This window comes from Kitasatospora sp. NPDC043950 (genome assembly GCF_056435345.1).
The window spans coordinates 225,739-250,459 of the sequence record NZ_JBWKER010000003.1 but is presented as its reverse complement, the minus strand read 5'-3'; the positions used below and the strand labels follow the sequence as shown (position 1 = coordinate 250,459).

28 protein-coding genes and 1 pseudogene are annotated in these 24,721 nt (G+C 71.8%); 16 read left to right on the top strand and 13 right to left on the bottom strand.

Annotated features, from left to right (window positions below):
* Nucleotides 1-218: 218 nt before the first annotated feature.
* Complete coding sequence (locus AC07BF_RS03350; RefSeq protein WP_363583084.1) at nucleotides 219-1,061, bottom strand: peptidylprolyl isomerase; 843 nt, start codon at nucleotides 1,059-1,061, stop codon at nucleotides 219-221.
* 274 nt (nucleotides 1,062-1,335) lie between these two features.
* Between AC07BF_RS03350 and AC07BF_RS03345 the strand changes: the two genes are divergently transcribed.
* The 4 genes from AC07BF_RS03345 (at nucleotide 1,336) to AC07BF_RS03330 (ending at nucleotide 5,697) form a co-directional block, all read left to right on the top strand.
* Nucleotides 1,336-2,043, top strand: a complete 708-nt coding sequence (locus AC07BF_RS03345) for an MBL fold metallo-hydrolase (protein WP_063346799.1) — start codon at nucleotides 1,336-1,338, stop codon at nucleotides 2,041-2,043.
* A gap of 11 nt (nucleotides 2,044-2,054) precedes the next feature.
* Nucleotides 2,055-3,317: a histidine--tRNA ligase gene (gene hisS / locus AC07BF_RS03340; RefSeq protein WP_063346798.1), complete on the top strand. Its 1,263-nt coding sequence runs from the start codon at nucleotides 2,055-2,057 to the stop codon at nucleotides 3,315-3,317.
* The gene (aspS, locus tag AC07BF_RS03335; protein ID WP_363583088.1) at nucleotides 3,314-5,095 is read left to right on the top strand and encodes an aspartate--tRNA ligase; all 1,782 of its coding nucleotides are present in this window, start codon (nucleotides 3,314-3,316) and stop codon (nucleotides 5,093-5,095) included. Before hisS ends, aspS begins: the two co-directional genes overlap by 4 nt.
* Nucleotides 5,096-5,187: 92 nt before the next feature.
* The gene (locus AC07BF_RS03330) at nucleotides 5,188-5,697 is read left to right on the top strand and encodes a GNAT family N-acetyltransferase (RefSeq protein WP_363583090.1); all 510 of its coding nucleotides are present in this window, start codon (nucleotides 5,188-5,190) and stop codon (nucleotides 5,695-5,697) included.
* A gap of 4 nt (nucleotides 5,698-5,701) precedes the next feature.
* On the opposite strand, the gene AC07BF_RS03325 is transcribed toward AC07BF_RS03330, so the two are convergent.
* Entirely contained in the window at nucleotides 5,702-6,748 is a 1,047-nt protein-coding gene (locus tag AC07BF_RS03325; RefSeq protein WP_478332875.1) for a LysR family transcriptional regulator, read from the bottom strand.
* Nucleotides 6,749-7,031: 283 nt separating this feature from the next.
* Here AC07BF_RS03325 and AC07BF_RS03320 point away from each other — a divergent pair, with 283 nt between their 5' ends.
* The gene (locus tag AC07BF_RS03320; RefSeq protein WP_363588178.1) at nucleotides 7,032-7,412 is read left to right on the top strand and encodes a CBS domain-containing protein; all 381 of its coding nucleotides are present in this window, start codon (nucleotides 7,032-7,034) and stop codon (nucleotides 7,410-7,412) included.
* Between the two features lie 545 nt (nucleotides 7,413-7,957).
* On the opposite strand, the gene AC07BF_RS03315 is transcribed toward AC07BF_RS03320, so the two are convergent.
* Complete coding sequence (locus AC07BF_RS03315) at nucleotides 7,958-8,239, bottom strand: helix-turn-helix domain-containing protein (RefSeq protein WP_400812306.1); 282 nt, start codon at nucleotides 8,237-8,239, stop codon at nucleotides 7,958-7,960.
* Nucleotides 8,240-9,194: 955 nt separating this feature from the next.
* Here AC07BF_RS03315 and AC07BF_RS03310 point away from each other — a divergent pair.
* Nucleotides 9,195-9,434: a hypothetical protein gene (locus AC07BF_RS03310; RefSeq protein WP_363633253.1), complete on the top strand. Its 240-nt coding sequence runs from the start codon at nucleotides 9,195-9,197 to the stop codon at nucleotides 9,432-9,434.
* Between the two features lie 674 nt (nucleotides 9,435-10,108).
* Nucleotides 10,109-10,348: a hypothetical protein gene (locus AC07BF_RS03305; RefSeq protein ID WP_363588184.1), complete on the top strand. Its 240-nt coding sequence runs from the start codon at nucleotides 10,109-10,111 to the stop codon at nucleotides 10,346-10,348.
* A gap of 282 nt (nucleotides 10,349-10,630) precedes the next feature.
* Here the strand turns inward: AC07BF_RS03305 and AC07BF_RS03300 are convergent, their stop codons facing one another.
* The 4 genes from AC07BF_RS03300 to AC07BF_RS03285 all read right to left on the bottom strand — a co-directional run bounded on the left by AC07BF_RS03300 (nucleotide 10,631) and on the right by AC07BF_RS03285 (nucleotide 12,143).
* Nucleotides 10,631-10,795, bottom strand: a complete 165-nt coding sequence (locus AC07BF_RS03300) for a hypothetical protein (protein WP_218206507.1) — start codon at nucleotides 10,793-10,795, stop codon at nucleotides 10,631-10,633.
* A 16-nt stretch (nucleotides 10,796-10,811) separates the two neighbouring features.
* Nucleotides 10,812-11,015 carry a CsbD family protein gene (locus tag AC07BF_RS03295; RefSeq protein ID WP_400812300.1) on the bottom strand — a complete coding sequence of 68 codons (204 nt, stop codon included), beginning with the start codon at nucleotides 11,013-11,015 and terminating at the stop codon, nucleotides 10,812-10,814.
* Between the two features lie 215 nt (nucleotides 11,016-11,230).
* Nucleotides 11,231-11,482, bottom strand: a complete 252-nt coding sequence (locus tag AC07BF_RS03290) for a hypothetical protein (RefSeq protein WP_363588188.1) — start codon at nucleotides 11,480-11,482, stop codon at nucleotides 11,231-11,233.
* Nucleotides 11,457-12,143: a type III effector protein gene (locus tag AC07BF_RS03285; protein WP_363588190.1), complete on the bottom strand. Its 687-nt coding sequence runs from the start codon at nucleotides 12,141-12,143 to the stop codon at nucleotides 11,457-11,459. The genes AC07BF_RS03290 and AC07BF_RS03285 overlap by 26 nt, the downstream gene beginning before the upstream one ends.
* Nucleotides 12,144-12,252: 109 nt before the next feature.
* On the opposite strand from AC07BF_RS03285, the gene AC07BF_RS03280 reads away from it, so the two are divergent.
* The 6 genes and pseudogenes from AC07BF_RS03280 (at nucleotide 12,253) to AC07BF_RS03255 (ending at nucleotide 15,172) form a co-directional block, all read left to right on the top strand.
* Nucleotides 12,253-12,687, top strand: a complete 435-nt coding sequence (locus AC07BF_RS03280; protein WP_363588192.1) for an Hsp20/alpha crystallin family protein — start codon at nucleotides 12,253-12,255, stop codon at nucleotides 12,685-12,687.
* 126 nt (nucleotides 12,688-12,813) lie between these two features.
* A complete protein-coding gene (locus tag AC07BF_RS03275) occupies nucleotides 12,814-13,167 on the top strand; it encodes an STAS domain-containing protein (protein WP_363588194.1) in 354 nt (117 codons plus the stop codon).
* Entirely contained in the window at nucleotides 13,164-13,568 is a 405-nt protein-coding gene (locus AC07BF_RS03270; RefSeq protein WP_478332874.1) for a DUF2267 domain-containing protein, read from the top strand. Before AC07BF_RS03275 ends, AC07BF_RS03270 begins: the two co-directional genes overlap by 4 nt.
* 50 nt (nucleotides 13,569-13,618) lie before the next feature.
* Entirely contained in the window at nucleotides 13,619-14,020 is a 402-nt protein-coding gene (locus AC07BF_RS03265) for a DUF2267 domain-containing protein (protein ID WP_363588198.1), read from the top strand.
* 443 nt (nucleotides 14,021-14,463) lie between these two features.
* A pseudogene (locus AC07BF_RS03260) lies at nucleotides 14,464-14,673 on the top strand (Arm DNA-binding domain-containing protein); the annotation flags it as partial.
* A 187-nt stretch (nucleotides 14,674-14,860) separates the two neighbouring features.
* Nucleotides 14,861-15,172 carry a tyrosine-type recombinase/integrase gene (locus AC07BF_RS03255; RefSeq protein ID WP_478332884.1) on the top strand — a complete coding sequence of 104 codons (312 nt, stop codon included), beginning with the start codon at nucleotides 14,861-14,863 and terminating at the stop codon, nucleotides 15,170-15,172.
* Between the two features lie 11 nt (nucleotides 15,173-15,183).
* Here the strand turns inward: AC07BF_RS03255 and AC07BF_RS03250 are convergent, their stop codons facing one another.
* The 6 genes from AC07BF_RS03250 to AC07BF_RS03225 all read right to left on the bottom strand — a co-directional run bounded on the left by AC07BF_RS03250 (nucleotide 15,184) and on the right by AC07BF_RS03225 (nucleotide 20,505).
* On the bottom strand, nucleotides 15,184-16,047 hold the full coding sequence (locus tag AC07BF_RS03250; protein WP_400812294.1) for a hypothetical protein: 864 nt from the start codon (nucleotides 16,045-16,047) through the stop codon (nucleotides 15,184-15,186).
* A complete protein-coding gene (locus tag AC07BF_RS03245) occupies nucleotides 15,996-16,781 on the bottom strand; it encodes a methyltransferase domain-containing protein (protein ID WP_363588202.1) in 786 nt (261 codons plus the stop codon). The genes AC07BF_RS03250 and AC07BF_RS03245 overlap by 52 nt, the downstream gene beginning before the upstream one ends.
* Nucleotides 16,782-16,866: 85 nt before the next feature.
* Complete coding sequence (locus AC07BF_RS03240) at nucleotides 16,867-18,249, bottom strand: cytochrome P450 (protein ID WP_478332873.1); 1,383 nt, start codon at nucleotides 18,247-18,249, stop codon at nucleotides 16,867-16,869.
* Nucleotides 18,246-19,250: a terpene synthase family protein gene (locus AC07BF_RS03235; protein ID WP_363588205.1), complete on the bottom strand. Its 1,005-nt coding sequence runs from the start codon at nucleotides 19,248-19,250 to the stop codon at nucleotides 18,246-18,248. The genes AC07BF_RS03240 and AC07BF_RS03235 overlap by 4 nt, the downstream gene beginning before the upstream one ends.
* Before the next feature lie 74 nt (nucleotides 19,251-19,324).
* Entirely contained in the window at nucleotides 19,325-19,807 is a 483-nt protein-coding gene (locus tag AC07BF_RS03230) for a DoxX family membrane protein (protein WP_363588207.1), read from the bottom strand.
* A 35-nt stretch (nucleotides 19,808-19,842) separates the two neighbouring features.
* Nucleotides 19,843-20,505 carry a hydrolase gene (locus AC07BF_RS03225; protein ID WP_363588209.1) on the bottom strand — a complete coding sequence of 221 codons (663 nt, stop codon included), beginning with the start codon at nucleotides 20,503-20,505 and terminating at the stop codon, nucleotides 19,843-19,845.
* Nucleotides 20,506-20,899: 394 nt separating this feature from the next.
* On the opposite strand from AC07BF_RS03225, the gene AC07BF_RS03220 reads away from it, so the two are divergent.
* From AC07BF_RS03220 to AC07BF_RS03210, 3 genes are all read left to right on the top strand, one after another.
* The gene (locus tag AC07BF_RS03220) at nucleotides 20,900-22,798 is read left to right on the top strand and encodes an amidohydrolase (RefSeq protein WP_478332872.1); all 1,899 of its coding nucleotides are present in this window, start codon (nucleotides 20,900-20,902) and stop codon (nucleotides 22,796-22,798) included.
* Between the two features lie 119 nt (nucleotides 22,799-22,917).
* The gene (locus tag AC07BF_RS03215) at nucleotides 22,918-23,610 is read left to right on the top strand and encodes a YoaK family protein (RefSeq protein ID WP_363588213.1); all 693 of its coding nucleotides are present in this window, start codon (nucleotides 22,918-22,920) and stop codon (nucleotides 23,608-23,610) included.
* Nucleotides 23,611-23,668: 58 nt separating this feature from the next.
* A complete protein-coding gene (locus AC07BF_RS03210) occupies nucleotides 23,669-24,589 on the top strand; it encodes a glyoxalase (protein ID WP_363588215.1) in 921 nt (306 codons plus the stop codon).
* Nucleotides 24,590-24,721: the final 132 nt, after the last annotated feature.

The following is a 24,721-nucleotide window of genomic DNA, read 5'->3' as shown; positions in this document are numbered from 1 at the left end:
CCGTCGTCCACAGTTGATGTGCGGCGGACCGATGAGTCCGCCGTCCCCGTCCGCCGTGACTTGCTGCCGAGGGTGACGGCCAGGCGGGTGCGGGCACCCTGATACAACGCCAACATAGGCGACCAGCCCCGGTGCTGTCCGCATCCGGGCCGGGCGATTTCGGGCCGGGGCCGCGCCGAGGCGCTTCGGGCGCCCCTTGCGGGCGGCCCCGGGAGATGTCAACTCTTCGCGGTGGTCACCGAGTTGAAGGTGACGTCGGCCATCGGGTGGCCGTCCGGGGCACCCTCCAGGGTGCCCGCGGCGGCGATCTTCTGCACCGCGTCCAGGCCCCCGGTGATCTTGCCGAAGGGGGTGTAGTTCGGGGGCAGCTGGGTGTCCTTGTAGACCAGGAAGAACTGGCTCCCGTTCGTGCCGGGGCCGGAGTTGGCCATCGCCACGGTGCCCGCCGGGTAGGTCGCGCCGGTCAGGTTCTCGTCCGCGAACTTGTAACCGGGGCCGCCGGTGCCGCCCGGGACGGTCGCGCTGGCGGTCGGGTCGCCGCACTGGAGCACGAAGATGCCGTCGGTGGTGAGGCGGTGGCACTTGGTGTGGTCGAAGTACTTCTCCCCGGCCAGGAAGACGAAGGAGTTCACCGTGTGCGGGGCCTTGGCCGCGTCGAGCGCGAGCGTCACCTTGCCGCAGTTGGTGTCCAGCGTCGCGGTGTACGAGCCGCCCGCGTCGATCGCCATGGCCGGCTCGGCCTGCCACTGCTTGCCGTTCGGCGCGCCCGGCGCCGGATCGGCGCAGCCCTCGACCGGCTTGCGGGTCGGGGTGGTCGGCTCGGCGCTCTGGCTCGGCGCGGCCTGGGCGGAGGAGGCGGCCGAAGCCGACTTGTCCTTGTCCGAGCCGAACGCGCCGGTGCCGACCAGCGCACCGCCGCCGGCCAGCACCACGACGGCGAGCGCGGCGCCCAGGATCGTGTTGCGGCGCCTGCGCGCGGACCGCGCGGCGACCCGCCGCTCCATCTGGCGCTCGTACTTCTCTCGGGCGAGCTGCCGCCGCCGCTGTTCGCTGCTGACCACCGGCCGTGTCTCCTACGGATGTGCTGGGAAAGTGGATGGGTACCGAAGCGGATCATCGCATCCATCGGCGGCCAAGTGTAGGGACCGGGCCTGTAAGAACGCGGTGAACCTGTCAGTGCGAACCGCGCGCGCCACCCCTATCTGGTTCGCAACCGCACCCGCACCGCCGGTAGGCTGCCTTTACCTCACTGGTTTGCTGCATGACTGGTGGCTGCATCCGACCCGGCCGCCGCGACCGTAGCCGCCACTGCCGACCGCATCACGAAGGACGCGCGTGTTCATCGCCGGATTCCCCGCTGGAGCCTGGGGCACCAACTGCTACCTGGTCGCCCCGGCGGCGGGCGAGGAGTGCGTCATCGTCGATCCCGGCCACCAGGCGGCGCGCGGTGTCGAGGAGATGGTCCGCGAGCACGGGCTCAAGCCCGTCGCCGTGGTGCTCACGCACGGCCACATCGACCACGTGGCCTCGGTGGTCCCGGTCTGCGGCGCCCGCGGCGTCCCGGCCTGGATCCACCCCGAGGACCGGTACATGATGTCCGACCCGGAGAAGGCCCTCGGCCGCGCCCTGGGCACCCAGCTGATGGGCGAGCTCACCGTCGGCGAGCCCGACGACGTGCGCGAGCTCACCGACGGCGCCGTGCTGGAGCTCGCCGGCCTGCAGCTCACCGTGGACCACGCCCCGGGCCATACCGGGGGGTCGGTGACCTTCCGGACGCCCGGTGCCGAGGACCTCCCCCCGGTGCTGTTCTCGGGCGACCTGCTGTTCGCCGGCTCCATCGGGCGTACCGACCTCCCGGGCGGGGACAGCGAGGCGATCATGCGGTCGCTGGCCCGGGTGTGTCTGCCCCTCGACGACACCACCGTGGTCCTCTCCGGCCACGGCGGACAGACCACCATCGGCCACGAGCGCGCCACCAACCCCTACCTCCGACAGGCAGCAGGGGCGGCCGGCGCCCAGGCTTTCCCGCGACGAGGAATGTGACGGAAGAGAAGTTGAGCACCTTCACCGCCCCCAAGGGCACCTACGACCTGCTGCCCCCCAGCTCCGCGACCTTCCTGGCGATCCGCGAGCGCATCGCCGCGCCCGCCCGCCGGGCCGGCTACGGCTACGTCGAGACCCCGGTCTTCGAGGACGTGAAGCTCTTCTCCCGCGGCGTCGGCGAGTCCACCGACATCGTCAGCAAGGAGATGTACAACCTCACCACCCGCGGCGGCGACGAGCTCGCGCTGCGCCCGGAGGGCACCGCCTCGGTGCTGCGCGCCGCCCTCCAGGCCAACCTGCACAAGCAGGGCAACCTGCCGGTCAAGCTCTGGTACTCCGGCTCGTACTACCGCTACGAGCGCGCCCAGAAGGGCCGCTACCGCCAGTTCTCCCAGGTCGGCGCCGAGGCGATCGGGGCCGAGGACCCGGCCCTGGACGCCGAGCTGATCATCCTCGCCGACGACGCCTTCCGCTCGCTGGGCGTGCGCGACTACTCGCTGCTGCTCAACAGCCTCGGCGACAAGCAGTGCCGCCCGGTCTACCGCGCCGCCCTGGTCGAGTTCCTCGCCGGCCTGGACCTGGACGAGGACACCCGCCGCCGCGCCGACATCAACCCGCTGCGCGTCCTGGACGACAAGCGCGAGTCGGTGCAGGCCCAGCTGGTCGACGCGCCCAAGCTGCGCGACTACCTGTGCGAGGAGTGCAAGGCGTACGACGAGAAGGTCCGCGAGCTGCTCACCGCGAACGGCGTGGCCTTCGTCGACGACCCGAAGCTGGTCCGCGGCCTGGACTACTACACCCGCACCACCTTCGAGTTCGTGCACAACGGCCTCGGCGCCCAGTCCGCGATCGGCGGCGGCGGCCGCTACGACGGCCTGTCCGAGATGATCGGCGGCCCGGCGCTGCCGTCCGTCGGCTGGGCCCTCGGCGTGGACCGCACCTTCCTGGCGATGGAGGCCGAGGGCATCGTCCTCGACCTGCCCGCCGCGACCTCCGTGTACGCCGTCGCGCTCGGCGAGGAGGCCAAGAACGTCCTGTTCGCCAAGGTGGTCGAGCTGCGCCGGGCCGGCGTCGCCACCGACCTCGCCTTCGGCGTCAAGAGCATCAAGAACGCCATGAAGTCCGCCGACCGGTCCGGCGCCCGCTTCGCCCTCGTGGCCGGGGACCGGGACCTCGCCGACGGCGTCGTCCAGCTCAAGGACCTGACCACCGGCGAGCAGAACCCCGTCGCCCTCGACGCACTCGTCACCACCCTGAAGGAGAAGCAGCTGTGATCCGCACGCACGACGCGGGCACGCTCCGCCCGGAGCACGCAGGCACCACCGTCACCCTGGCCGGCTGGGTCGCCCGCCGCCGCGACCACGGCGGTGTCGCCTTCATCGATCTGCGCGACGCCTCCGGCACCGTGCAGATCGTGGTCCGCGACCTCGACTCGGTGCACGGCCTTCGCGCCGAGTACTGCGTCAAGGTCGTCGGCGACGTCCGGGTGCGCCCCGACGGCAACGAGAACCCGGACATCCCGACCGGCGCGGTCGAGGTCGTCGTCAGCGAGATCGAGGTCCTCTCCGAGGCCGCCCCGCTGCCCTTCCCGGTCGCCGAGTACGAGCCGGGCACGGTCAACGAGGAGGTCCGGCTGCGCTACCGCTACCTGGACCTGCGCCGCGAGGGCCCGGCCAAGGGCCTGCGGCTGCGCTCGAAGGTCAACAACATCATCCGCCGGGTGATGGAGGAGAACGACTACCTCGACATCGAGACGCCGTACCTCACCCGCTCCACCCCCGAGGGCGCCCGCGACTTCCTCGTCCCGGTCCGCCTGCAGCCCGGCCACTGGTACGCGCTGCCGCAGTCGCCCCAGCTGTTCAAGCAGCTGCTGATGGTGGCCGGCATGGAGCGCTACTACCAGATCGCCCGCTGCTTCCGCGACGAGGACTTCCGCGCCGACCGGCAGCCGGAGTTCACCCAGCTCGACATCGAGGCCTCGTTCGTCGACCAGGAGGACATCCTGGCCCTCGGCGAGAAGATCGTCGGCTCGATCTGGCGCGAGGTGCACGGCTACGAGCTCCCCAACCCGCTGCCCCGGATGACCTACGCGGACGCCATGGCCCGCTACGGCTCCGACAAGCCGGACGTCCGCTTCGGACAGGAACTCACCGACCTCACCGAGTACTTCAAGGGCACCGAGTTCCGCGTCTTCCAGGCCCCGTACGTCGGCGCCGTGGTGATGCCCGGCGGCGCCTCGCAGCCCCGCAAGGCGCTCGACGCCTGGCAGGACTGGGCCAAGGCGCGCGGCGCCCGCGGCCTGGCCTACGTCGTCATCGACGCCGAGACCGGCGAGCTGCGCGGCCCGGTCGCCAAGAACCTGTCCGAGGAGCACCTGGCCGGCCTGGCCGCCGCCGCGGGTGCCAGGAACGGCGACGCGATCTTCTTCGCGGCCGGCAAGCAGCGCCCCTCGCAGGAGCTGCTGGGCGCCGCCCGCCTGGAGATCGGCCGCCGCTGCGAGCTGATCGACGCGTCGCAGTGGGCCTTCCTCTGGGTCGTCGACTTCCCGATGTTCGAGCCGATCGAGGACGACAAGGGCGAGTTCCAGGGCTGGCACGCGGTGCACCACCCGTTCACCGCCCCGACCGCCGAGTCGCTCGCCACCTTCGACACCGACCCGGGCTCGGCCCTGTCCAACGCCTACGACCTGGTCCTCAACGGCTCGGAGCTGGGCGGCGGTTCGATCCGTATCCACCAGCGCGACGTGCAGAAGCGGGCGTTCGACGCGATCGGCCTCTCCGAGGAGGAGGCGGCCTCGCAGTTCGGCTTCCTGCTGGACGCCTTCAACTACGGCCCGCCGCCGCACGGTGGCGTCGCCTTCGGCCTCGACCGCATCGTCACCCTGCTCGGCGGGTACGACACCATCCGCGACGTCATCGCCTTCCCGAAGACGTCCACCGGCGGTGACCCGCTGACCGGCGCCCCGACCCCGATCACCCCGGCCCAGCGCCGGGAGGCCGGCGTGGACGCCAAGCCGAAGCTGCGCGAGGACGCCGCGAAGTCCGAGGCCTGACACCGGATCCGCTAACCTTCAACGGCCCCGGACGGTCCACCCACCGTCCGGGGCCGGTCCACAATGACGTGTGACACAAGGAGGGTTGACTCATGCAGGTGATCACAAGGGTCGAGTGTCCGGATGACGCCCCGGCGACCAGACGCGTCCACATGGCCGCGTTCCCCGGCCCCGACGAGGCGGACCTGGTCGATGCGCTGCGCCGCGATCCGGCCTGGCTGCCCGGGCTGTCGCTGGTCGCGGTCGACGAGACCGGGCTGGTGATCGGGCACGCGCTGCTGACCCGGCTGCGGGTCGGCGAGGACGGCGCGGGCCTCGCGCTCGCGCCGGTCGCCGTCGCGCCCGAGTGGCAGCGCAAGGGCGTCGGCGAACTCGTCGTCCGGGCCGCGCTGTCGGCGGCCGAGGAGGCGGGGGAGAAGCTCGTGGTCGTCCTCGGCGACCCGGAGTACTACGGGCGGTTCGGCTTCAGCGCGGCCGGTCGGCACGAGGTCAGCGGGCCGTTCGAGGTGCCGGACGCCTACTTCCAGGCGCTGCCGCTGCCCGGGTACGACGGCGCTCCGCGCGGGCTCTGCCGCTACCCCGAGGCCTTCGTGGCGGTGTAGACCGTCAGGTCGGCTCCACCGACCGCGTTCCCACCCGGGGCTCCGTCCCACCCGACGTTCCCACCCGGGGCTCCGTTCCACCCGACGTTCCCACCCGGGGCTCCGTTCCACCCGACGTTCCCACCCGGGGCTCCGTCCCACCCGACGATCCCAGCCGGCCGAAGGGGACCGTGACCCGGCAGCTGCGCACGAACGCGGCCATCGCCGGCGTGAGTTCGCGGTCCTTCGGCCAGTACAGCCCGACCAGGCTCGGGCTGAGCCCCCGCACCGGCCGGTACGCGACGTCATCCCGTACGGCCAGCCGGCTCATCGTCTCCGGTGCGAAGCCGACGCCCTGACCGCACACCACCGCGGCCAGCCACTCGTCGGTGTTGTGCGCCACTGCGCCGATCCGCACCGGACGCCCGCCCCGCTCCCGGCCCGCCAGCCAGTACTCGCGCCAGTGCCCGGCCTCGTGCGGTATCGCCACGAACGGCTCGTCCAGCAGGTCCTCGACGGACAGCTCGGCCCGGTCCGCCAGCCGGTGCCCGGTCGGCAGCGCCACGACCCGCGCCTCCTCGCCGAGCACGGCGACGTTGTAGTGCTCGACCAGCCACGCCGGGCCGTGCCAGAGCGTCAGGTCGATCTCGCCGGTGGCCAGGCCCGAGGTCGGGTCGAACCAGTTGTTCTGCCGCAGCTCCACCTGCCAGCCGGGCATCCGCCGGGCGAAGTCGGCGACGGTGCTGCGGGTCATCAGGTTGATGATGCCGCCCTCGAACCCCACGCGCAGCACCGAGCCCTGCTCGGCGGCGGCCGCCCGGGTGGCACGCAGCGCGTCCTCCCAGCCGGCCAGCATCGCCCCGGCGTAGTCCGCCAGCGCCCGCCCGGCCGGGGTGGGCGCCATGCCGCGCCGCGAGCGCTCGAACAGCGCGACCCCGAGCAGCGATTCCAGCTGGCGGATCTGCTTGGTGAGCGTCGGCTGGGAGACGAACAGCCGGGCCGCGGCGGCGGTCAGCTGACCCTCCTCGCAGACCGCGGCGAAGCTGCGCAGCAGGCGGGTGTCGACATCCATGCCCCAAGGTTATGGAACCGGATATTGGACCCGTCCGGCAGGTGTGGGTCAAGGTTGGTCGTTCGGCGTTCACGCCGACCGGACGGGGGAGCGGGGGGGGGGGGGGGGGGGGGGGGGGGGGGGGCGGGCCCCCCCCCCCCCCCCCCCCCCCCCCCCCCCCCCCCCACGACTCACCAGCGCGAAGCAGGAGTCCCGGCCCGCTCCGGCGGACCCCGCCGGCCCTCCCACCGCGGTGCCCCGACCACCGCCGGCCCCGGCGGAACCGACACCAAGGAGTCCGCCCATGACCCTCACCCTCGAACACCCCGCGACCACCGCCACGGTCGGCGACCTCATGAGACACCCCGAGCTGCAGATCAGCGACGACGTCATGGTCGACATGGCGATCGACATCCTGCACGGCTCCGGCGCCGACCACCTCCTGGTCCGCGATGACGACGGCCGCTGCGCCGGGCTGCTGACCCGCCTGCACCTCGCACCGTTCCAGACCCGCACCTGGTCCACCGAGCGCACCCCGGTGCGCGACATCGTCCTCGACCAGGCCCCGTTCGCCACCGCCGACATGCCCGCCACCACCGCAGCCTCCGCCATGCGCGCCCGCGGCCTGACCACGTGGCCGGTGGTCGACCCCGACGGCCACGCCATCGGCCTGCTCAGCTTCTAGGCCCGCGCTGCCGGCGCCGACGCGCCGGCAGCCGCGTCTCCAGGGAGCTGTCCACGGCGGCGTTCAGCATTGGGCCGCTGTCCTGGTCGGGGTCGGCCATCGCGTCGAGCATCAGGGCGCCGGTTCCCGGTCGCAGGCGGATGTCGAGGGCAGGGGGTCGGATTCCGCGGGGACGGCCACCGAGTAACTCCTCGCGGCCCCGGTCTCGGGCGGGCCGGGGGCGCCCGCAAAGCGGGCGACTTGCCTGACGGCCCGCAGGCGGCGGCGCAATCCTCACCGTAGCGGCCGGGCGACCGAGCGGACCGCCCGCTCAGCGCAGGCGAACCGTCAGCGGCTGGCGCGGCCAAGGACCGGTCAAGGAAACACAGTTGTGCATGAGCGCGGCCCGGAACCGGTCCGCGCCGGTGAGGCAGGGTGCCGGACTCCTGGCCGCGCGGGGAACGGTCGGCCAGCGATCGGGGACTGAGGGGTAATCGTGTCCGGGGCGGCCTGCGGTGAGCGCCCGTCGCTCACCGCGGACCGGTCTCGTCGGCCTGGCAGGCTGGTCAGGTGTCGGCGGCGGACTCCTGGCCGCGCGGGGAACGGCGGAGCTCTTCGTTGATGCGCAGGGCTTCTTCGAGTTGGTCTTCGAGGATGACGATGCGGCAGGCGGCCTCGATGGCGGTGCCCTGGTCGACGAGGTCGCGGGCGCGCATGGCGATGCGCAGCTGGTAGCGGGAGTAGCGGCGGTGGCCGCCTTCGGAGCGCAGGGGGGTGATGAGGCCCTGTTCGCCGAGGGAGCGTAGGAAACCGGGGGTGGTGCCGGTCATTTCGGCGGCGCGGCCCATGGTGTAGGCGGGGTAGTCGTCATCGTCGAACGAGCTGACGGCGCCGGGGGTATGCGGTCGGATGGTTGCCGTGGTCACTGCACCTCTTCTTGTTGTTGTGCCTGGGGACGTACTGAGGGGCCCCGGGGGCCATTGTGGCTCCCGGGGCCCCGAAGGGTTTTACACCATCTGCAGGCCTTGTGGCCGGCTTCCTTATATCCGCACTGCCCCGGGGGAGGGGGCATGCGGGGATCGCGTATGCGTGACCGGAAACCACCGTCCTTGCCTTGGGGTCTTCGGATTCCGCCCGGGCGACTTCCTCACGGGCCGGGCGATCCTGATGGCGCTCTGTCCCCTCCGTTCATCCTCTGCACTGACCTGGTACTGCGGAACTGCTGGTACTTCGAACTGCGTGGTAGTGCCAACCACTCGGTACTGCTGTGGCGGTCCTTGCGGTCCACCGGGTCCGGTAGCCAGCCCCGTCGCCCGTCCTGCTTAACCACTCGGCTTGGAACCCCACTGCCGGACTCCCAGTGCGCGCGCCCGCAGTCTGGGCGCCTTCACCGGGATACCGCGTACTTTCGACTGCTGGTACTTCCCAACTCAACTTCACACTGCTGGTACTGCACTTACCGAACTGCGGTACCGCTCGGTGGCGACCCCTGATACCTGCGGGCCGCCCGGCCCGGCCGCCGGTCCTGTCGCCTTACTGCACCATCCCTGGCTTCAAGACCCTGCAACCGTACCGACCTACGAACTCCTGTACTGCTACCCGCCAGTTCGTGTCTGGCAGGTACCGCTTCTCTCGTCTACGAGAGAAACACTAACCACGGCGCGTGGCAATGTCTACTCCAGCGGGCATAGATTTTTCGGCGCCGGCTGGGGAGGTAGTCTTCGCCCCTCACGGGGTGGGGCGGCCTGTCGCCGCAGCCGCACCCAGGGCGGAGGACGCCGCGTCCCGCGGCCAGGACCACGAGTGAACGGGAGACAAGTGGTGGAAGGGCCGCAGGCCGCGCGGCAGGTGCGCACCCCCGACCCCCATACCCAGGCGTCGCTGGCGGCGGCCATAGGCGAAGCAGTGCGCGACCGGGACGAGCGGGGCCTCCGCCGGCTTCTGGCCCGCTTCGCCGAACAGGCCGCCATCACGGACCTGCCTGCCCTGCGCGAGGCCATCGACACCCCCCACGGTGATGACAACCCGCCGGGGGCCCGATAGGCCCAGTCGGCCCGCCGCGCTCCCGGATCAGAAAGCGCGGGCAGCGGCATCACAGGTGAGGCAGACGTATCCGGCCCAACGCGGCGGATACCACCCCTGCCTCGGACGCTCCGGGCTCCACCGCTCGACCACCATCGCGCTGGCGTCCATTCCGCACGCGGGTCGACGGCCCGGGGCCGCCGGGGGCGTCCGGATCGGAGAGGGCGGCGTGGACCCGGCGCACCAACAGGACGTCGACCGGATCACCGCCCACCCCCAGGATGCGCGCATCCAACGGCTCAACCAGCTCCAACAGAACCACGATCCCCATGGTTCAACCGCGCGCGCCCGAGGCCGCGCACGCGACCGCACCCGGGCGAGGGCGGCCGGCGGTGGACCACGCCGGACACCCCGCCGTACAGGCCCGGACCAGAAGGGGGGAGGGTCAGGGCCCATGCGAACGAGTCCGCTCGCGCCCAGGGTGCTTGCCAGTATCGGCGAGCGAAACCCGGCAGGGCGCGGCGGCCGGTCGGCGCAGCAGGGGACTGGGAACGAGCGTCCAAGCCGCGCCGCCGAGGTCAGGCGGAGATTGTCAACGCTTCCGCAGAACTGAAAACCCATCAGTCCCGCAGAATTGACCCCCTCGGGTCGTGCGGTTCGGTCGTGCGGCTTGGTCGGCCCGGCATGGTGGGCGGATGGAAGACGATCTCCCGACCGTGTCGGTGCGCCTGTGGCAGGCGGACACCATCGTGTTGTTCGACTGGCTGATGACGACGGATCTCGGCTCGGTGCCGGTGACCCATCCGGCCCAGAAACAGGCCCTGGCCGATCTGCTGTCGCGGTTGGAGCGGGCCGCGGACTCCGACGTGACCGGGGTGACCGCCGAGGACATCGCTGCTGCTCAGAGCGAGGTTGCCCAGGATATGGGCTGGTAGTTCATTCGCGGACGAGAACGGCACGTTCCGGGTGGAGATCACGGAGGTGATGGCCCGGCCACGCCCGCGGCACGGACAGGCACACGTGCCTGCACGCCATCCCGCCGCCCTGAACGTCGGCCCGCGGGTAGGCACACCCGTGGGCCGCTGCCGTGCCGCTCGTCGGCCGCCGTGCGGCCGGGGTCTACAGGAGTAGCCCCGGCCACACGGCCCCGCCCCGCCGAATACAGCCCTGGCCTTCGAAGGGCCGAGGGCTGCGTCACGGCGAATGGCCCGCTTTCCCTACCTGCGCCCGGAGCGTCGGCTGCCCAGACGCATGCCGCCGAGTACCAGGGCTGCGAGGAACAGGACGATCCCGATCACGAGCAGCCACAGCAGGCCCTTCACGAGGGCGCCGACGAAACCGAACACCACAGCGATCAGGACGATGAACAGAAACAGTGCCATCGCGGCTCCGCCTTTCTCACTTGTCGCGCTTCAAGACGCCCTTCACACGGTCGGCGACGTCGCGCACGCCGTCCTTGACGTCCGCGGCGGCCTGCTTGAGCTTCGACTCCGCCTGGTCGGCCTGCCCCTCGCCCTTCAGCTCCTGGTCACCAGTCAGGTCCCCGACCTTCTCCTTGGCCTTGCCGGTCACGTTCTGCGCCTTGTTCGACAGGTCACCCATCGGTTGCTCCGTCCATCCGGTAGTGCGCGAATCCCACTGTCCGATCGTCCATCTTTGCCCGGTTTTGGGGATTTTATGCTCGCGGCACGGCTGACGAGGCGCGGGCCGTCCCGAGGGGACCGCCTGTGAGGCCGGACGGCGGCGCGAGGCGGTACGCGGGCCGGGGAATCGGCGCCGCGTACCGCCGGCCTGATGACCGCGGGCAGGCGCCCGGTTCAACGAGCCTCTCCCGCGGACGGGCACGGGTGGCGGGCCGGGCTGCCGGGGGTGTCGGGGCCCTGCGGGGGCCATGGCTGGGTGGCGAGCTGGCGACGCAGGGCGTCGAGGCGGGCCAGGTGGGTGTCAAGGACGGTGAGGGCCGCAGTGCTCTGCTCGCGGATCCGCAGCTCGATGGCGGCGAGGCGGTCCTCGATGTGCTGCCATCGGTCCTGGGCAGGAGGGTCAGGCGCGTCGTTGATCACTGTCATGGCGGAGGCGGTCGGTGCGGTCGTCGAGGTCGTCGAGGCGGGCGGCGAGGTCGGGATGGGCGTCGCCGAGATGGAGGCGCATACCGGTCAGGGGCGCGATGAGGTCGGCCGCGTCGGTGGCGCCGAGGGCAGTGGTGAGTGCGTCCAGGGCGGGCCCGGCTTCGGGGGTGTGGCCGGGGGCGGCGGTGATCCGGGCGGCCAGGACGCGCAGGTCGGCGGCGTGGTCGCGGGCCCAGGCGTCGACGGCGCGGTCGGCGGCGCGGCGGTCGCGCACGGCCTTGACCCGCTCCGCGCCGGTAGCAGTGGTGCCAGTGGTGCCGGTGGTGCCGGCGGGGCGCAGGCGCAGGTAGCGGTTCTCGGCGGCCTGGCGGCTGGCGACGCCCATGGGCTGGGCGAGGTCGGCCCAGGTGGCGCCTGCGGCGCGGGCGGCCTCGACCATCGGAGCCTCCCAGTCGGCGAGCTGGGTACGCAGCTCCCGCAGCAGCACGAGGGCGGCCAGCGCCCGCTCGGCACCGCCTTCCCGTGCGTCTTGGCCTGCGGGACGGCCAGGTCCCCGGGCCGTGCGCACGGCGTCGTCGATGGCGGCTAGCGCTGCGGCGGCGGCGGCGAGGAAGGAGACCGGCTCGGGTCTGGCTGCGGGCTTCGGGGGCTTCGCGCTCATGCAGTCATTCTACGGACGACACTAGGAGTTTGTCATTGGATGGATGACGTGCTACAACGATGTCAGGTGAAGCGCACTGGCACCCAACGATCAATGGAGGTGTTTCGCGATGCTGCTGCGCACTGACCCCTTCCGCGAGCTCGACCGGCTGACCCAGCAGTTCCTCAACACGACCGGTACCTGGTCGCGGCCGACCCCGATGCCACTGGACGCCTACCGCGCCGGTGACGAGTACGTGATCTGCTTCGACCTGCCAGGGGTGGCCCCGGACGCGATCGACATCGACGTCGAGCGGAACATGGTGACCGTCAAGGCCGAGCGCCGTCCGCACCGGCAGGGAGACGACGTGAAGTGGGAGCTGGCCGAGCGCCCGCTCGGTGTGTTCTCCCGGCAGGTCATGCTCTCCGACACCCTCGACCCGGAGGGGATCACCGCCGACTACGACGCCGGCGTGCTGACCCTGAAAATCCCGGTCGCCGAGAAGGCCAAGCCCCGCAAGATCGCCATCGCCCATGGCGACGGGCGCAAGCAGATCCAGGCCTGACCTCTCCCCGAGCCGTCCCGTGCCGCCCGCAATCCCCCCGGCGGCGCGGCACGGGACACCCCGGCCCCGGCCTGACCTTCCGGACACGCCCGCGACCCGCGGGCCCAACGGACAGCGAGCCGCCCCATGACTACCCCGGCGCCACCGTTCACGGTGAGGGTATGCGGCGAGATCGACCTCGACTCCGCCCCGGACCTTCGTCGCGAGCTGTCCCGCGCGCTGGCGGACCACCGGCAGGTGGTGCTCGACCTGTCACAGGTGACGTTCATGGACTGCTCGGGCCTGAACGTCCTGCTGGAGGCCCGCAACCAGGCCGACCGAAACGGGGCGCGCCTGGCCCTGCGCGGCATCACCCGCCCGGTGGCCCGGCTCCTCAAACTGACCGGCCTGACGACCTGGCTGGCCCCAGCACCCCGCCCGCACGGCCACACGCCCCAGACCCGGCATCCGCCGCCGACCGGAGGGAGGAACCCGCAATGACACTGCACTGGGAGGCGTTCCTGGACCAGGTCCGGGAACGCGGCGAATACGACACACCCCAGGAAGCCGAACGCTGCGCGCGCGTCGTCCTGGCCCTGCTCGGCGCGCACCTGGTCGGCGCAGTGCGCTCGGACCTCGCGGCCCGCCTGCCCGCGACGCTCGCCCTGGTCCTGCTCAACCCACTGCAGGCCACCGAACCGCTCAGCCCCGAACGGTTCGTGCGCGCCACCGCCGCTTGGATCGAAGGCGCCGCCGAAACCACCGCCCTGTGGAACATCGGCGCCGTCCTGTCCACCGTCGCCGACGCCGCCGGCGACCAGCTCATGGAGCAGGTCCTGCTCCAACTGCCGCCCGGCTACGACGTGCTCTTCGGCCGCCCCGCCGCCGGCCAACGCCCCTGACCCCCATCACGGCCGCCCCGCCGCCGGCCAACGCCCGGAAGGCCACCGCCATGACCCGGCACCGCCACCTGATCCAGCAGGTCCGCATCCTCGGCCGCTACCCGAGCGACGACGAAGCCGAACGCGCCCTCGCCGCCGTCCTGGCGCTGCTCGGCTCCCAGCTCACCGGCGACGAACGCTGCGACCTCGCCGCCACACTCCCCGAGCGGGCGCGCGCCGTATTCGCCTCCCAGATCCCCCTGCCCCAACCGGTCTCGGCCCCCGCCTTCGTCGAAGCCGTCGCCGACGCCCTCGGCACCACCCTCGCCGCAGCCCGCTGGGACACCTCCACTGTCCTGGCCGCCCTCACCGACCTCGCCGGCGACCACCTCACCGACCGCATCCTTCACCAACTGCCCAACGGCTGGGCGCTGCTCTTCGGCCGCGCCGATCTCACCCCAACCGCCGCCTGAACCGCCAGCGCCAGCCGGGACCTCAAGGTCCTGGCTTCTTTGCTTCTCAACCATCTTGCTCTCATCGGACATGCTCGACCGATCGAAGGGGATCGTGCGGAGTGAGATGCCGTCAGCGTTCACTTCGTGCACATGCGTCCGTTACCGCCCATGGGCGCTCATTGGCACTCATCGCGCGTGGTCCCAAAGTGGTCCCCAGGGCTCCGGTCACGGCGAGTGACACCAATCTGGCGGGCCTTCAACAACCGCGGGTTGAAGCGCCCCGCGATCCACCAGCAGCGACGTCGGCCGGCGGGTTCACGGAGGGCGAATCAAGGTCGCCTACCCATCGACTACGGATGGTGATCTTCCAGGCGGTGTGTCGTCTTGAGCGTGTCCTGACCGATTGGTTCTGACGTGCCTCGCGCACCCGGGATCACCCCCACTCGAAAGGGAGGAAGTTCATGGGACAGCGTGCGCAGCGTGGCCGGGTCTGCCGGCGGTGTGGCTGCTCGGACGGGCGGGGGAAGCAGTTGGGTCCGTGGTGTGTGCGGTTGTTGGAGGAGGCGGATCACGGGAGGTGGACGTACTGCATCGACCTCGCCCGGGAGGACGGGAAGCGCCGGACCCGCCGTCGGGGCGGTTTCGCCACCCGGGCCGAGGCGGCCCGGGAGATGAAGGCGATGCTGGACGGTGAGCTGCGCGGGGTCTACGAGGACCGCCGCACCACCGTGGCGAGCTTCCTGCGGGAGTGGCTGGCGGCGAAGAAGGAGGTGCTCGCGCCCAACATCTACGCCGGCTACGTGGACTGCGTCGAGCGGGACCTGATTCCCCGCCTTCGGTCACTACCGTCTCCCCGACCTGCGCCCCCAGCGGGTCCTCGGCCAGCTCCGCAAACGCACCGCAGAACTCGACCTGCCGAAGATCGGCCTGCACGACCTGCACCACACTACGACCAGCATCATGATCGCCGCCGGTATCCCGCTCGCCGTCGTCTCCAAGACCCTTCGCCACTCCAACCTCGCCATCACCGTCGATCTCTACGGCCACCTCCTCAAGGACTCCGCCGACGAAGCCGTCAAGGCACTCGCCTCCGCGCCCGACCGGGCGGACGCCGAGGTGGCCGGCCAGGCCGGTTGCTCTGCCGGTCGCCGCTTCGGCGAGGCAGCGTGAGCGGTCCGGCGTCAGGCCTTCATACCTAGCTGCTCATCGGCCGCTTCCGAGCCGCTGGTGTGAGTGCGGTCGGGTTCCTCTTCGTCGATGTCCGGCTGGAGGAGGTCGGGCAAGTCCTGTGCTGCCCAGTCCGGAAGGGTGACCGCTGCGGGGACCGGCAGCAGGGCATCACGCCGAAGGGACTCCTCCTCGAAGACGGCCTCGGTGAGCCAGGAGAACGTGTCGTCGTCCAGCAGATCGGGATGACAGGCGGCGGTGTCCGCGAGCCGCTCGGTGTCGGGGAAGGCGGTCGGGAGGCCGCCGTTGCCCGCGGCGCGAGCGACGGCGCGGCGGGCCGTGCTCTCATACCAGCCGGACCCCCACCATCCGCCGACGGACTCGGTACGGAAGCCGTGCAGGGTGAGCGGCCGCAGGACGGTTTCCGGTCCGAGGGTTTCGTCGGCCGTCTGCCAGTGGTCGATCTGGCGGTGGATGGAGGCGAGGATCGGTGCCCAGCCTTCATCGAAGATGTCGCTGACCGCGCGGCCGTCGGCGAGTCGGGGGTCTGTACCGTCATCCGCGACAACGACGCCCTCGCCGAGATCCGCCGGCTCGGCATCGGCGTCGGCCGCCAGGAGTGCATGCCCGGCTGGGACTCCGTCGCCGCCCGGTCCTGGTGCCCGGCGCTTCGGCCTGGGAGCCGGGTCGGCTGCGGACGGTGCGCTACCAAGGCTCTGGTTGACGGTTGGCCACTGACGCTGACTCGATGCACCTGAACCTCGCCTGCCGCACTGCGGAAGCCCGATGACCGGTTGCAGACCCCGTTGCCCGCGCGCCCGAACGGTCAGCTGCCGCGCCGACCCCAGGCCGAGACCATGGAGAACGCCAGGTCCCACACACAGGGATTCCGGAAGTCCGCGTAGACGTCGGCCAGTTCCGCCTCGGTGACCAGACCGGTGTCCACCATCCTCCGGGACAGCGGCTTCATGCTGAGGTGCAGCATGCGCGCCATGTCGTCCTGGCCATGGAAAGGGAGGGTGCTGACATGGGCCCCGATGTCAGTGAGGCCGTGGTCCGCGAGCGGGGTCGGGAGGTGGCGTGTCCACGTGATGTCGGTGCCGGCGGTTTCGTACATGACACGCCACATGGCGGCCATGGCGTTGCGGTGGTGCGGGCGCGGGGAGGTCCCGGAGGTGGTGTCGGCGGTCTCCTCGACGACGAGCCACCCACCGGGGCGCAGCCAGGAGACGAGACGTTCGAGGAGTTCGTCTCGTCGGGGAACGTGGATGAGGACGAAGCGGGTGTGGACGAGATCGAAGACGGGGCCCGGGTCGAAGTCTTCGGAGAGGGCATCGCCGGTGGCGGTCGTCAGGCGGGGGTGGGCGGGCAGGAAGCGGTCGTCGCGGTCGAGGGCGGTGACCTGGGCACCCTGGTCGGCGAGCCACCCGGCGATCGACCCGCTGCCCGCGCCGACCTCCAGGCAGTTGCGTCCGGCGGGGGAGAGCAGGGAACCGATGACGTGCTCGGTGATGGGGTCGTAGACGGAGGTGAGGTGCCTCAGCCGGTCTCGTTCTTCCTCTGCCGAGAGGCTGAAGATCTGGTCGTAGGTGTGGTGGTCGCCGTGGTCCACGGGGTGCTTCCTTCCTTCCGCCGGTCAACTCACCATGCGGCGAGCTGACCGTAGTCGTTCCCGTTCGTCTCCGGTTGACGGAACGTCATGCTCCCCCTGGAGCCGCTGGGTGACTTGTCCGGCGGTGGATCCTGAGTTGCGGACCCCGGGGACGGAGGGTGGCCGAGGTGGCGGTCTCGTGGACGCGGCCGGGCGTGGCCAGGCCGATCCGCCAGCGGGCCAGGACGGCCGCGGCGATGATCAGCAGCTCGGTCCAGGCGAAGGTCTCACCGACGCACTTGTGCGGTCCTGCGGCGAAGGGCATGAAGAGCTTGCGCGAAGCGTGGTCCCCGCGCTGGCGCCATCGGCCGGGGTCGAACCGGTGGGGGTCGGGGTAGCGGAGCGGGTCACGGTGCAGCGCGGTAAGGCTGAAGAGGATCTCCGAGCCCGGGGCGAGCCGGGTGTCGGCGCACTGGAGGGGGGCCACCGCGCGGCGCATCAGGATCCAGTTGGGGGTGTGGAGCCGGAGGGTTTCGCTAAGCGCGTGCCCGGTGCGCTCAAGGCGCGGCAGGTCGCTCCAGCCGACGGTGCCGTCACTGGCGACGGCTCGTACCTCCTCGCTCAGTTCGTCCTGCAGATCGGGATGGCAGGCGAGCTCGTAGCACAGCCAACTGAGTGTGGTGGCAGCCGTCTCGGTGCCCGCCAGCAGCAGCGATACCACCTCGTCCCGAACCTGGAGAGGGGCCATCGGCCGACCCGTCTGTTCGTCCCTGGCGGCGAGCAGCAGTGACAGCAGCGTGCTGTCCGGCCTGTCACGCCGGTCGACCTGCGCGACGATGTCGTCCACCACCGCGCGCAGGTCCTCGACTGCCGCGTCGAAGCGCCGGTTGGCGGGAACGGGCAGCTTCTCCAGGAGCGGCGAGGGGTACAGGGCCCGCTGGATGAACCCCGTGAGGACCACCGGCACGGCCTGGTGGATCCGGGCTTTGTGGCCGGCGCCGAGGCGGGTGGCGAACAGCGCCTCCAGCAGAACGTCCAGGGTGAGTTCGTGCATCCGCTCGCTGATCGTCAGCGGTGACTCCGGCTCCCAGCGGGACACCGCCCGGGCTGCCTCGCGGGTCATCACGGCGGTGTACGTGCGGATGCTGTCGCGGTGGAAGGCCGGCTGGAGAAGGCGTCGCTGGCGGAGGTGGAAGGCGCCCTCGGAGATGAACAGCCCGTTCCCCAGCAGCCTGCGGGCCTTGTCGAAGACGAAGCCCTTCTCGGTCTTCGCGGCGTCCTGGACGAGTAGCCTGTGCACGAGTTCGGGCGCGGTGAGCACATGGACCGGCCGCCGCCACAGCTGGATCCGCACGACGGGGCCCAGGTCCGCCAGCGACTGCAGGAAGGGCACCGGGCGGGTCATCAGCGGAATCAGGTGCCCGATCCCGGGCAGCCGGCCCCCGGCGCAGGGCGCCTCGCCGCCGGCCGTACTGCGGTCACGGGTCATGGCCGGCTCGCTGCGGGTGACGGTGTGTCGAATCGCGAACTTCCACGGGACCAGTCGATGTGCCCCCTTAGCCACAGCCCGAGGCTGCGCGCGTACACCGCGGTCGGTGCGGTGGCGTCGGCGCTGACGGCTTCGCACGCCTCGATGAAGTGGTTCATCTCCCGGTCGCGCATGGCGAGGGCCCGGTCCCGGGCTGCGGACGGGGAGCAGCGATGGTGACGGGCGAGGACCTCGACGAGGTTGTGGCGTCCCTGGCCGCCGGCGCGCTCCTTGGCATGGGAGTACAGGTCGTTGTCCCAGCTGACCAGGTTCGCGGTGATGTCCGCGAGCCTGCGCAGCGTCGGGCCGTCCGCCTGCGCGGGCGGGAGTTCGTAACCGCCCACGATGTCGATGAGTGCCAGGCAGGTGTACGTCGCCCCCGCGTGGCGGCGCATGGCCACGTACTCGGCGAGCCCGGGGACGGCCGACGCCTCCCGGTTCGCGGCCTCCCAGACCTGCGCGGACAGGTAGTCGCAGACCGTGCGCTCCCACCGGACGAGCTGCGGGGGCGAAGCGTGCACGCGGATCCGGTCCCGGATCTCCCGCAGGGCCACCGCGTAGGCACGTGCGGTTCCCGTGAGCTCGGTCAGGGGCAGGTCGGCGTCGAGTACCCGCGCCAGCAGGGCGGTTGTCCGGGCCAGTGGGCCCGGTGGCCCGCCGCGCTCAGGGTCCTCGCCGTACCCGTCGTCGAAGGCGAAGAGCCAGACGTACCAGTCCGCCAGCAGCCGCAGCATCTCCGCGCCCGCCTCGGGATTGGTCCGAGCGGCGAGGGCACCGCTTCGCTGACGCCGTAGCCGTTCCGCACGCTCGGGCAGCCCGTCGAGCAACCGGTGCTGTGCCATCCAGGCGAAGCTCTCCCGGTCGGCCTGCTCGGCATGCCGGTTCAGCAGGGAGGGGAAGGGGCACCACAACTCGTCGGACCTCCCGTCGGTCGCTGTGTCGTGGGGATTGCTCACGGGCATGCCGGCCTCACCGTTCGGTCGAAGGGAGCGTGAACGCTGTGTCGGCACGGGTCGCTCCGTGCCGGCAGCGTGGTTCAGCGCCGGTGCAGGAGGAGGCGGGTGGCGAGGCCGCCGCCCACGCCGGCCAGTACGGCCACCGGCAGCCACCAGGCGGGCCAGGGCAGCAGTCCGAGCGGTGCGTCGAGTGACCAGCGGCCGGGTCCGGTGGCGGACAGCGCCGCGCCGATCGTGACCAGCACCAGCGGGTACTCGAACCCGTCGTTCTGCACCCACAGCCCGTGCGGCCGCTTGACGGTCAGCGCCACCGTCATCACACCCATCGTTCCCGCGGCGGCCAGCGGCGTGAGCAGACCCGCCGCAAGGAGCAGTCCGGCCCCGATCTGGGTGCCTCCCGCGGTGAGCGCGGTGAACACGCCGCCGCGGAAGCCGTCGCCGCGGAACTCCTCGGTGCCGCCGGCCAGCCCCCGGCCGCCGAGGTGGAAGCTGACCTTCTGGATCCCGTGCCCCGCGACCAGCAGGCCGGCGACCAGCCGGAGCAGCAGGAGACCTGCGTTCACTGGTGAACTCTCTTTCTGTGGTACCTGGTTTCCGGTCAGCCGGCCGCGTGCTCGTTGATCATGCTCTGCGCGTAGACCACACCCAGGCCGTAGGCGCCGGCGTGCTCCTTGACCACGTCCATGACCGGCAGGTAGGTCTCGGTGCGAGCCCAGTCGCGCTGCAGCTCCAGCAGCACCTGGACCCACGTCACCGGCACCGCGCCGGCCGCCGTCATCCGCTGGATGGCGTGCTCATGGGCCAGCGGGCTGACGCCGCCGGAAGCGTCCGTGACCACGTAGACCTCGTAGCCCTGGTCCAGCGCCGACAGGGCGGGCAGCACCAGGCAGACCTCGGTCCACAGGCCGGAAAGGATGATCTTGCTGCGCCCGGTCGCCTTGACCGCCTCGACCAGGGCCGCGTCCTCCCAGGCGTTCATCGAGGTGCGGTCGACCACCCCGTGCTTCGGGAAGACCGCCTTCAGCTGGGGCAGGATCGGGCCGGAGAAGGAATCGGCGGCCACCGTGGACAGCACCACCGGGACGTCGAAGACCCGGGCAGCCTTGGCCAGGCCGACGGTGGCGTTGATGATCGCCGTGCGGTCGCCGCTGCCCGTGCCGAAGAACATCTGCGGCTGGTGGTCGACGAAGAGCATCATCGAGTTGTCCGGCGTCAGTAGATCGGAGCTGGGGGCGGCGTGCACGGAGTCGAAGTCGACCATGGCGGTTCTCTCTTTCGGCTGATGGGGTGTCACGGGGGCGTCGGCGCGGACATCAGCGGGGACGTCGGCGCAGACCTCGGCGGGGACGTCGCAAGGCATCGAAGGCTCGGAGACACGAGCGGTGCCGCAGGCTCTCCGGCACAGCAAGGACGCTATCCGGCGGCGCCCGGACATCTCTTCTCCCCCCGCGCCCAGGACTGTTCCCACACTGCACGGAGCTCCCGTGCGCCGTCGGTCCCGGCGCTGCCCGCGGGGGTCGCTGCCCGCACAGGACAGAGCCGGTGCGTGCAGAGCAAAGTCGCAGCTCGATGCCGCCCTAGGTTGACTCGTGCCAGAGCTCAACGGGCCGTGCCGCTCGCGCTGTCCGGCCCGAACGACAAGGACGGTCACCATCATGTCGAGCATGCCTGTCGCCGGGATCCGCGCCGGTCACCCCGGCGAAGCCGGCCGAGCCGCCGACCTGGTCGTGCGCAACGCCAAGGTGTACACCGGCGACCCGTCGCACCCGCGGGCGAGCGCGGTCGCGATCCGCGACGGTCTGATCATCGCCGTCGGCGACGACGCGGACGTCATCCCGCAGATCGGCCCGCGGACCCGGGTCGTCGACGCGCTCGGACGACGTGCCGTCCCGGGCCTCAACGACTCGCACCTGCACGTCGTCCGGGGCGGTCTCAACTACGTGCTGGAGCTGCGCTGGGACGGCGTACCGACACTGCGCCAGGCGCTGGCCATGCTCCGCACCCAGGCCGAACGCACCCCGCCCGGCCAGTGGGTCCGGGTGGTCGGCGGCTGGTCCGCGGACCAGTTCGCCGAGCGCCGGCTGCCCACGGTGGCCGAGCTGAACGCCGCGGCGCCCGACACCCCCGTCTTCGTCCTGCACCTGTACCAGTCGGCGCTGATGAACCGGGCGGCGCTGCGGGCCGCGGGGTTCGACCGCGACACCCCGGACCCGGTGGGCGGCCAGATCGTGCGCGGCCACGACGGACAGCCGACCGGCCTGCTGCTGGCCGCCCCCGGCGCCCTGCTGCTGTACTCCACGCTCGCCAAGGCGCCGACGCTGGACGAGGCCGAGAAGGCCGCCTCCACCCGGCACTTCCTGCGCGAGCTCAACCGCTTCGGGCTGACCTCGGCCATCGACGCGGCCGGCGGCTTCCAGAGCTTCCCGGAGAACTACGGCACCGTCATGCAGCTCGCGCAGAACGGCGAGCTGACGCTGCGGATCGCCTACCACCTCTTCCCGCAGACCGCCGGACAGGAGCTGGACGACCTGGCGCGCTGGGTGGCCACCGTCCGACCGGGTGACGGGGACGAGTGGCTGCGGCTGAACGGTGCCGGGGAGAATCTCACCTGGGCGGCTGCGGACTTCGAGAACTTCACCGAGCCGCGCCCCGAACTCGGCCCGTACGAGGCCGGGTTCGAGCAGGCCGTCCGGCTGCTGATGGAGCACGGCTGGGGTTTTCGGCTGCACGCCAGCTACGACGAGACGATCCACCGCGACCTGGCGGTCTTCGAGAGGCTCGCCGCCGAGGGCCTCTTCCCGGGCGGGAACCGGTGGCTCTTCGACCACGCCGAGACGGTCTCCTCCGCGAGTCTGGACCGGATCGCCGCGCTCGGCGGGGCCGTCTCGGTGCAGAACCGGCTGTCCTTCCAGGGTGAGGCGTTCGTGCGCCGCTACGGCGCCGCCGCGGCTGCCGAGGCGCCGCCGGTGCGGGCGATGCTGGAACGCGGGCTGACGGTCGGCGCGGGCACGGACGCCACCCGGGTCTCCTCCTACAACCCGTGGGTGGCGCTGCACTGGCTGGTCTCCGGGCGCGCCGTCGGCGGACGTACGCTCCGCCCGGCGGCCAACCGGCTCAGCCGCGAGGAGGCGCTGGAGCTCTACACCCTGGGCGGCGCCCGGCTCACCGGCGAGCAGGAGGTCAAGGGCCGGCTGCGGGTGGGCTGTTACGCCGACTTCGCGGTGCTCAGTGCCGACTACCTGACGGTGGACGAGGCCGACATCCCCCACATCGAGTCCGTCCTCACCGTGGTCGGCGGCCGCATCGTGCACAGTGTCCAGGAGCACGAGGGTCTCGCCCCCGAGCTGCCGGCCGTGGTCCCGCTGTGGAGCCCCGTGGCGCGCTTCGGCGGCTACCAGGCCACCACCGCGCCCAGCCTCACCGGCGTCCGGCAGGCCGCGCAGGTGGCCGAGGCAGCCGCCGCCTCCGACGAGCAGCGCGAGTGGCGGCAGGCGCGCGGACTTCTCGTCCCCGGCCCGGGCGGGCCGGCCCTCGACGACCCCTGCTTCCTCTGACCCACATCCCGCATCCCGTTATCCCGCATTCCGCCTCCCGTATTCCGTATCCGCCGTGCGCCGCCGGGCCCCGCACTCCCGGTGGCGCACCGCGCTGGACAGCCCTGAAGGACGCCCCGATGACGACCACCCAGTCCGACAGCACCGTGGCCGCCGCGCAGGTCCGGGACCGCCACCCGCTGGCCCTGGCCCTGTTCGCGCTGACCGCGGTCAGCGGCCTGATCGACGCGGTGAGCTACCTGGGGCTCGGCCACGTGTTCACCGCGAACATGACCGGGAACGTCGTCGTGGTCGCCTTCGCCATGGTGGGCACGCCCGGCTTCTCGATCGCGGGCTCGCTCACCTCGCTCGCCGCCTTCCTGCTGGGCTCGGTCCTGGCCGGCCGGCTGGCGCTGCGACAGCGCGACGGCCGCCGGGAGCGCTGGCTGCGCACCGCGCTGCTGGCCGAGACCGCGCTGCAAGCCGCGGCGACCGCCATCACGTTCACCGCGAGCGGGCGGGCGCAGCAGGAGGCACTGATCGCGCTGCTGGCCGTGGCCATGGGCCTGCGCAACGGCACGGTCCGCAAGTTGGGCGTGCCGGACCTGACCACGACGGTGCTCACCCTCACCCTGACCGGCCTCGCCGCGGACTCCTCGCTGGCCGGCGGCGCCAACCCCCGCCTGGGCCGGCGCCTCTACGCGGTCCTGGCGATGCTCGCGGGCGCCGCTCCCGGAGCCGCGCTCGTCATCCACGGACACCTCGGCTGGGCGTTGCTGGCCGGCACGGTCCTGGTCGCCGCGATCGCGGTCGGCTACCGCGAGCGCGACTGAGGCGTCCGCCCCGCCGCCACCCCCTCGGCCAACTCTGTCTCCCGGAAGGACACTTCACATGCCCATGCGCCTCTCCCTGCGCCTGCTGGCGGCGGTCACCGCCACCACCGCGCTGGCCTTCGTCACCGCACCGTCGGCCCCCGCGGCGCCCACCGCCGGACGCCCCGGCCTCGCCGTCGGCCCCCAGTACGACACGACGCACGTGTACGTGACGCCCGGCGCGATGGACTCCTTCGTCAGCAGCTGGGAGGCGACCTTCGGCGGCACCAACACGCCGCAGGTCCTCGCCGACGTCACACCGACCCCGAGCCTGACCAAGTCCGAGCTCGTCCTCTCCCCCGTCGGCACGCTCTCCGTCTTCGACTACCAGACGCCCGTCCCCTACCCGTTCGGCGCCGAGCGCACCGGCTGGCTCGTCACGGACCTGGACCGCGGCGTGCGCAAGGCCGAGGCGGACGGGGCGAACACGGTCGTCGCGCCGTTCGCCGACCCGATCGGCCGCGACGCGATCGTCCAGTTCCCCGGCGGCATCTACGCGCAGCTGTACTGGCACACCAAGGCACCCTCGTACCCGGCGCTCGCGTCCGTACCGGAGAACCGGCTCTACCTGCCGAGCGGCGCGATCCGATCCTTCCTGCACTCGTACCTGGGCTTCACCGGCGGCACGGTGGTCTCCGACGACAACCACGCACCGGGCGCCGAACTCGGCCTGCCCGGCACCTCCTACCGGCGGATCCGGATCAGCTCACCGTTCGGCGACACCTCCGTCGCGGTCACCGACGGGCATCTGCCCTACCCCTTCGGACGCGAGAGCACCGGCTACGCCGTGAGCGACCTCGCCGCGACCCTCGCCAAGGCCCGGGCCGCCGGCGCGACTGTGCTGTGGGGGCCGTACGCCTCCCCCCGGCGCGACAGCGCGATGGTGCAGTTCCCCGGCGGCTACATCGCCGAGATCCATGACGGCGGCTCGCGGTCGTAACCGGCCGGGACACTCGGCTGGATCGCCGCCGGATCGGTCACGGCAGCGGCGCACGACACACGGCACACGGCGACGTGCACCACTGCGGCCCGGAGCGCCTGCTCAGCCGGGCGCGCGAACAAGGACCCGGCA

What these genes read in the sequence shown, in the direction of transcription:
- AC07BF_RS03315 (WP_400812306.1), bottom strand. Translation starts at nt 8,239, where the DNA reads ATGGGCCGCGCCGCCGAAATGACCGGCACCACCCCCGGTTTCCTACGC.
- AC07BF_RS03295 (WP_400812300.1), bottom strand. Translation starts at nt 11,015, where the DNA reads ATGGGTGACCTGTCGAACAAGGCGCAGAACGTGACCGGCAAGGCCAAG.
- AC07BF_RS03225 (WP_363588209.1), bottom strand. Translation starts at nt 20,505, where the DNA reads ATGGTCGACTTCGACTCCGTGCACGCCGCCCCCAGCTCCGATCTACTG.
- AC07BF_RS03325 (WP_478332875.1), bottom strand. Translation starts at nt 6,748, where the DNA reads ATGGATGTCGACACCCGCCTGCTGCGCAGCTTCGCCGCGGTCTGCGAG.
- AC07BF_RS03215 (WP_363588213.1), top strand. Translation starts at nt 22,918, where the DNA reads ATGACGACCACCCAGTCCGACAGCACCGTGGCCGCCGCGCAGGTCCGG.
- AC07BF_RS03305 (WP_363588184.1), top strand. Translation starts at nt 10,109, where the DNA reads ATGGAAGACGATCTCCCGACCGTGTCGGTGCGCCTGTGGCAGGCGGAC.
- AC07BF_RS03300 (WP_218206507.1), bottom strand. Translation starts at nt 10,795, where the DNA reads ATGGCACTGTTTCTGTTCATCGTCCTGATCGCTGTGGTGTTCGGTTTC.
- AC07BF_RS03330 (WP_363583090.1), top strand. Translation starts at nt 5,188, where the DNA reads ATGCAGGTGATCACAAGGGTCGAGTGTCCGGATGACGCCCCGGCGACC.
- AC07BF_RS03270 (WP_478332874.1), top strand. Translation starts at nt 13,164, where the DNA reads ATGACACTGCACTGGGAGGCGTTCCTGGACCAGGTCCGGGAACGCGGC.
- AC07BF_RS03265 (WP_363588198.1), top strand. Translation starts at nt 13,619, where the DNA reads ATGACCCGGCACCGCCACCTGATCCAGCAGGTCCGCATCCTCGGCCGC.
- AC07BF_RS03285 (WP_363588190.1), bottom strand. Translation starts at nt 12,143, where the DNA reads ATGAGCGCGAAGCCCCCGAAGCCCGCAGCCAGACCCGAGCCGGTCTCC.
- AC07BF_RS03275 (WP_363588194.1), top strand. Translation starts at nt 12,814, where the DNA reads ATGACTACCCCGGCGCCACCGTTCACGGTGAGGGTATGCGGCGAGATC.
- AC07BF_RS03220 (WP_478332872.1), top strand. Translation starts at nt 20,900, where the DNA reads ATGTCGAGCATGCCTGTCGCCGGGATCCGCGCCGGTCACCCCGGCGAA.
- AC07BF_RS03210 (WP_363588215.1), top strand. Translation starts at nt 23,669, where the DNA reads ATGCCCATGCGCCTCTCCCTGCGCCTGCTGGCGGCGGTCACCGCCACC.
- AC07BF_RS03235 (WP_363588205.1), bottom strand. Translation starts at nt 19,250, where the DNA reads ATGCCCGTGAGCAATCCCCACGACACAGCGACCGACGGGAGGTCCGAC.
- AC07BF_RS03240 (WP_478332873.1), bottom strand. Translation starts at nt 18,249, where the DNA reads ATGACCCGTGACCGCAGTACGGCCGGCGGCGAGGCGCCCTGCGCCGGG.
- AC07BF_RS03290 (WP_363588188.1), bottom strand. Translation starts at nt 11,482, where the DNA reads ATGACAGTGATCAACGACGCGCCTGACCCTCCTGCCCAGGACCGATGG.
- AC07BF_RS03280 (WP_363588192.1), top strand. Translation starts at nt 12,253, where the DNA reads ATGCTGCTGCGCACTGACCCCTTCCGCGAGCTCGACCGGCTGACCCAG.
- AC07BF_RS03320 (WP_363588178.1), top strand. Translation starts at nt 7,032, where the DNA reads ATGACCCTCACCCTCGAACACCCCGCGACCACCGCCACGGTCGGCGAC.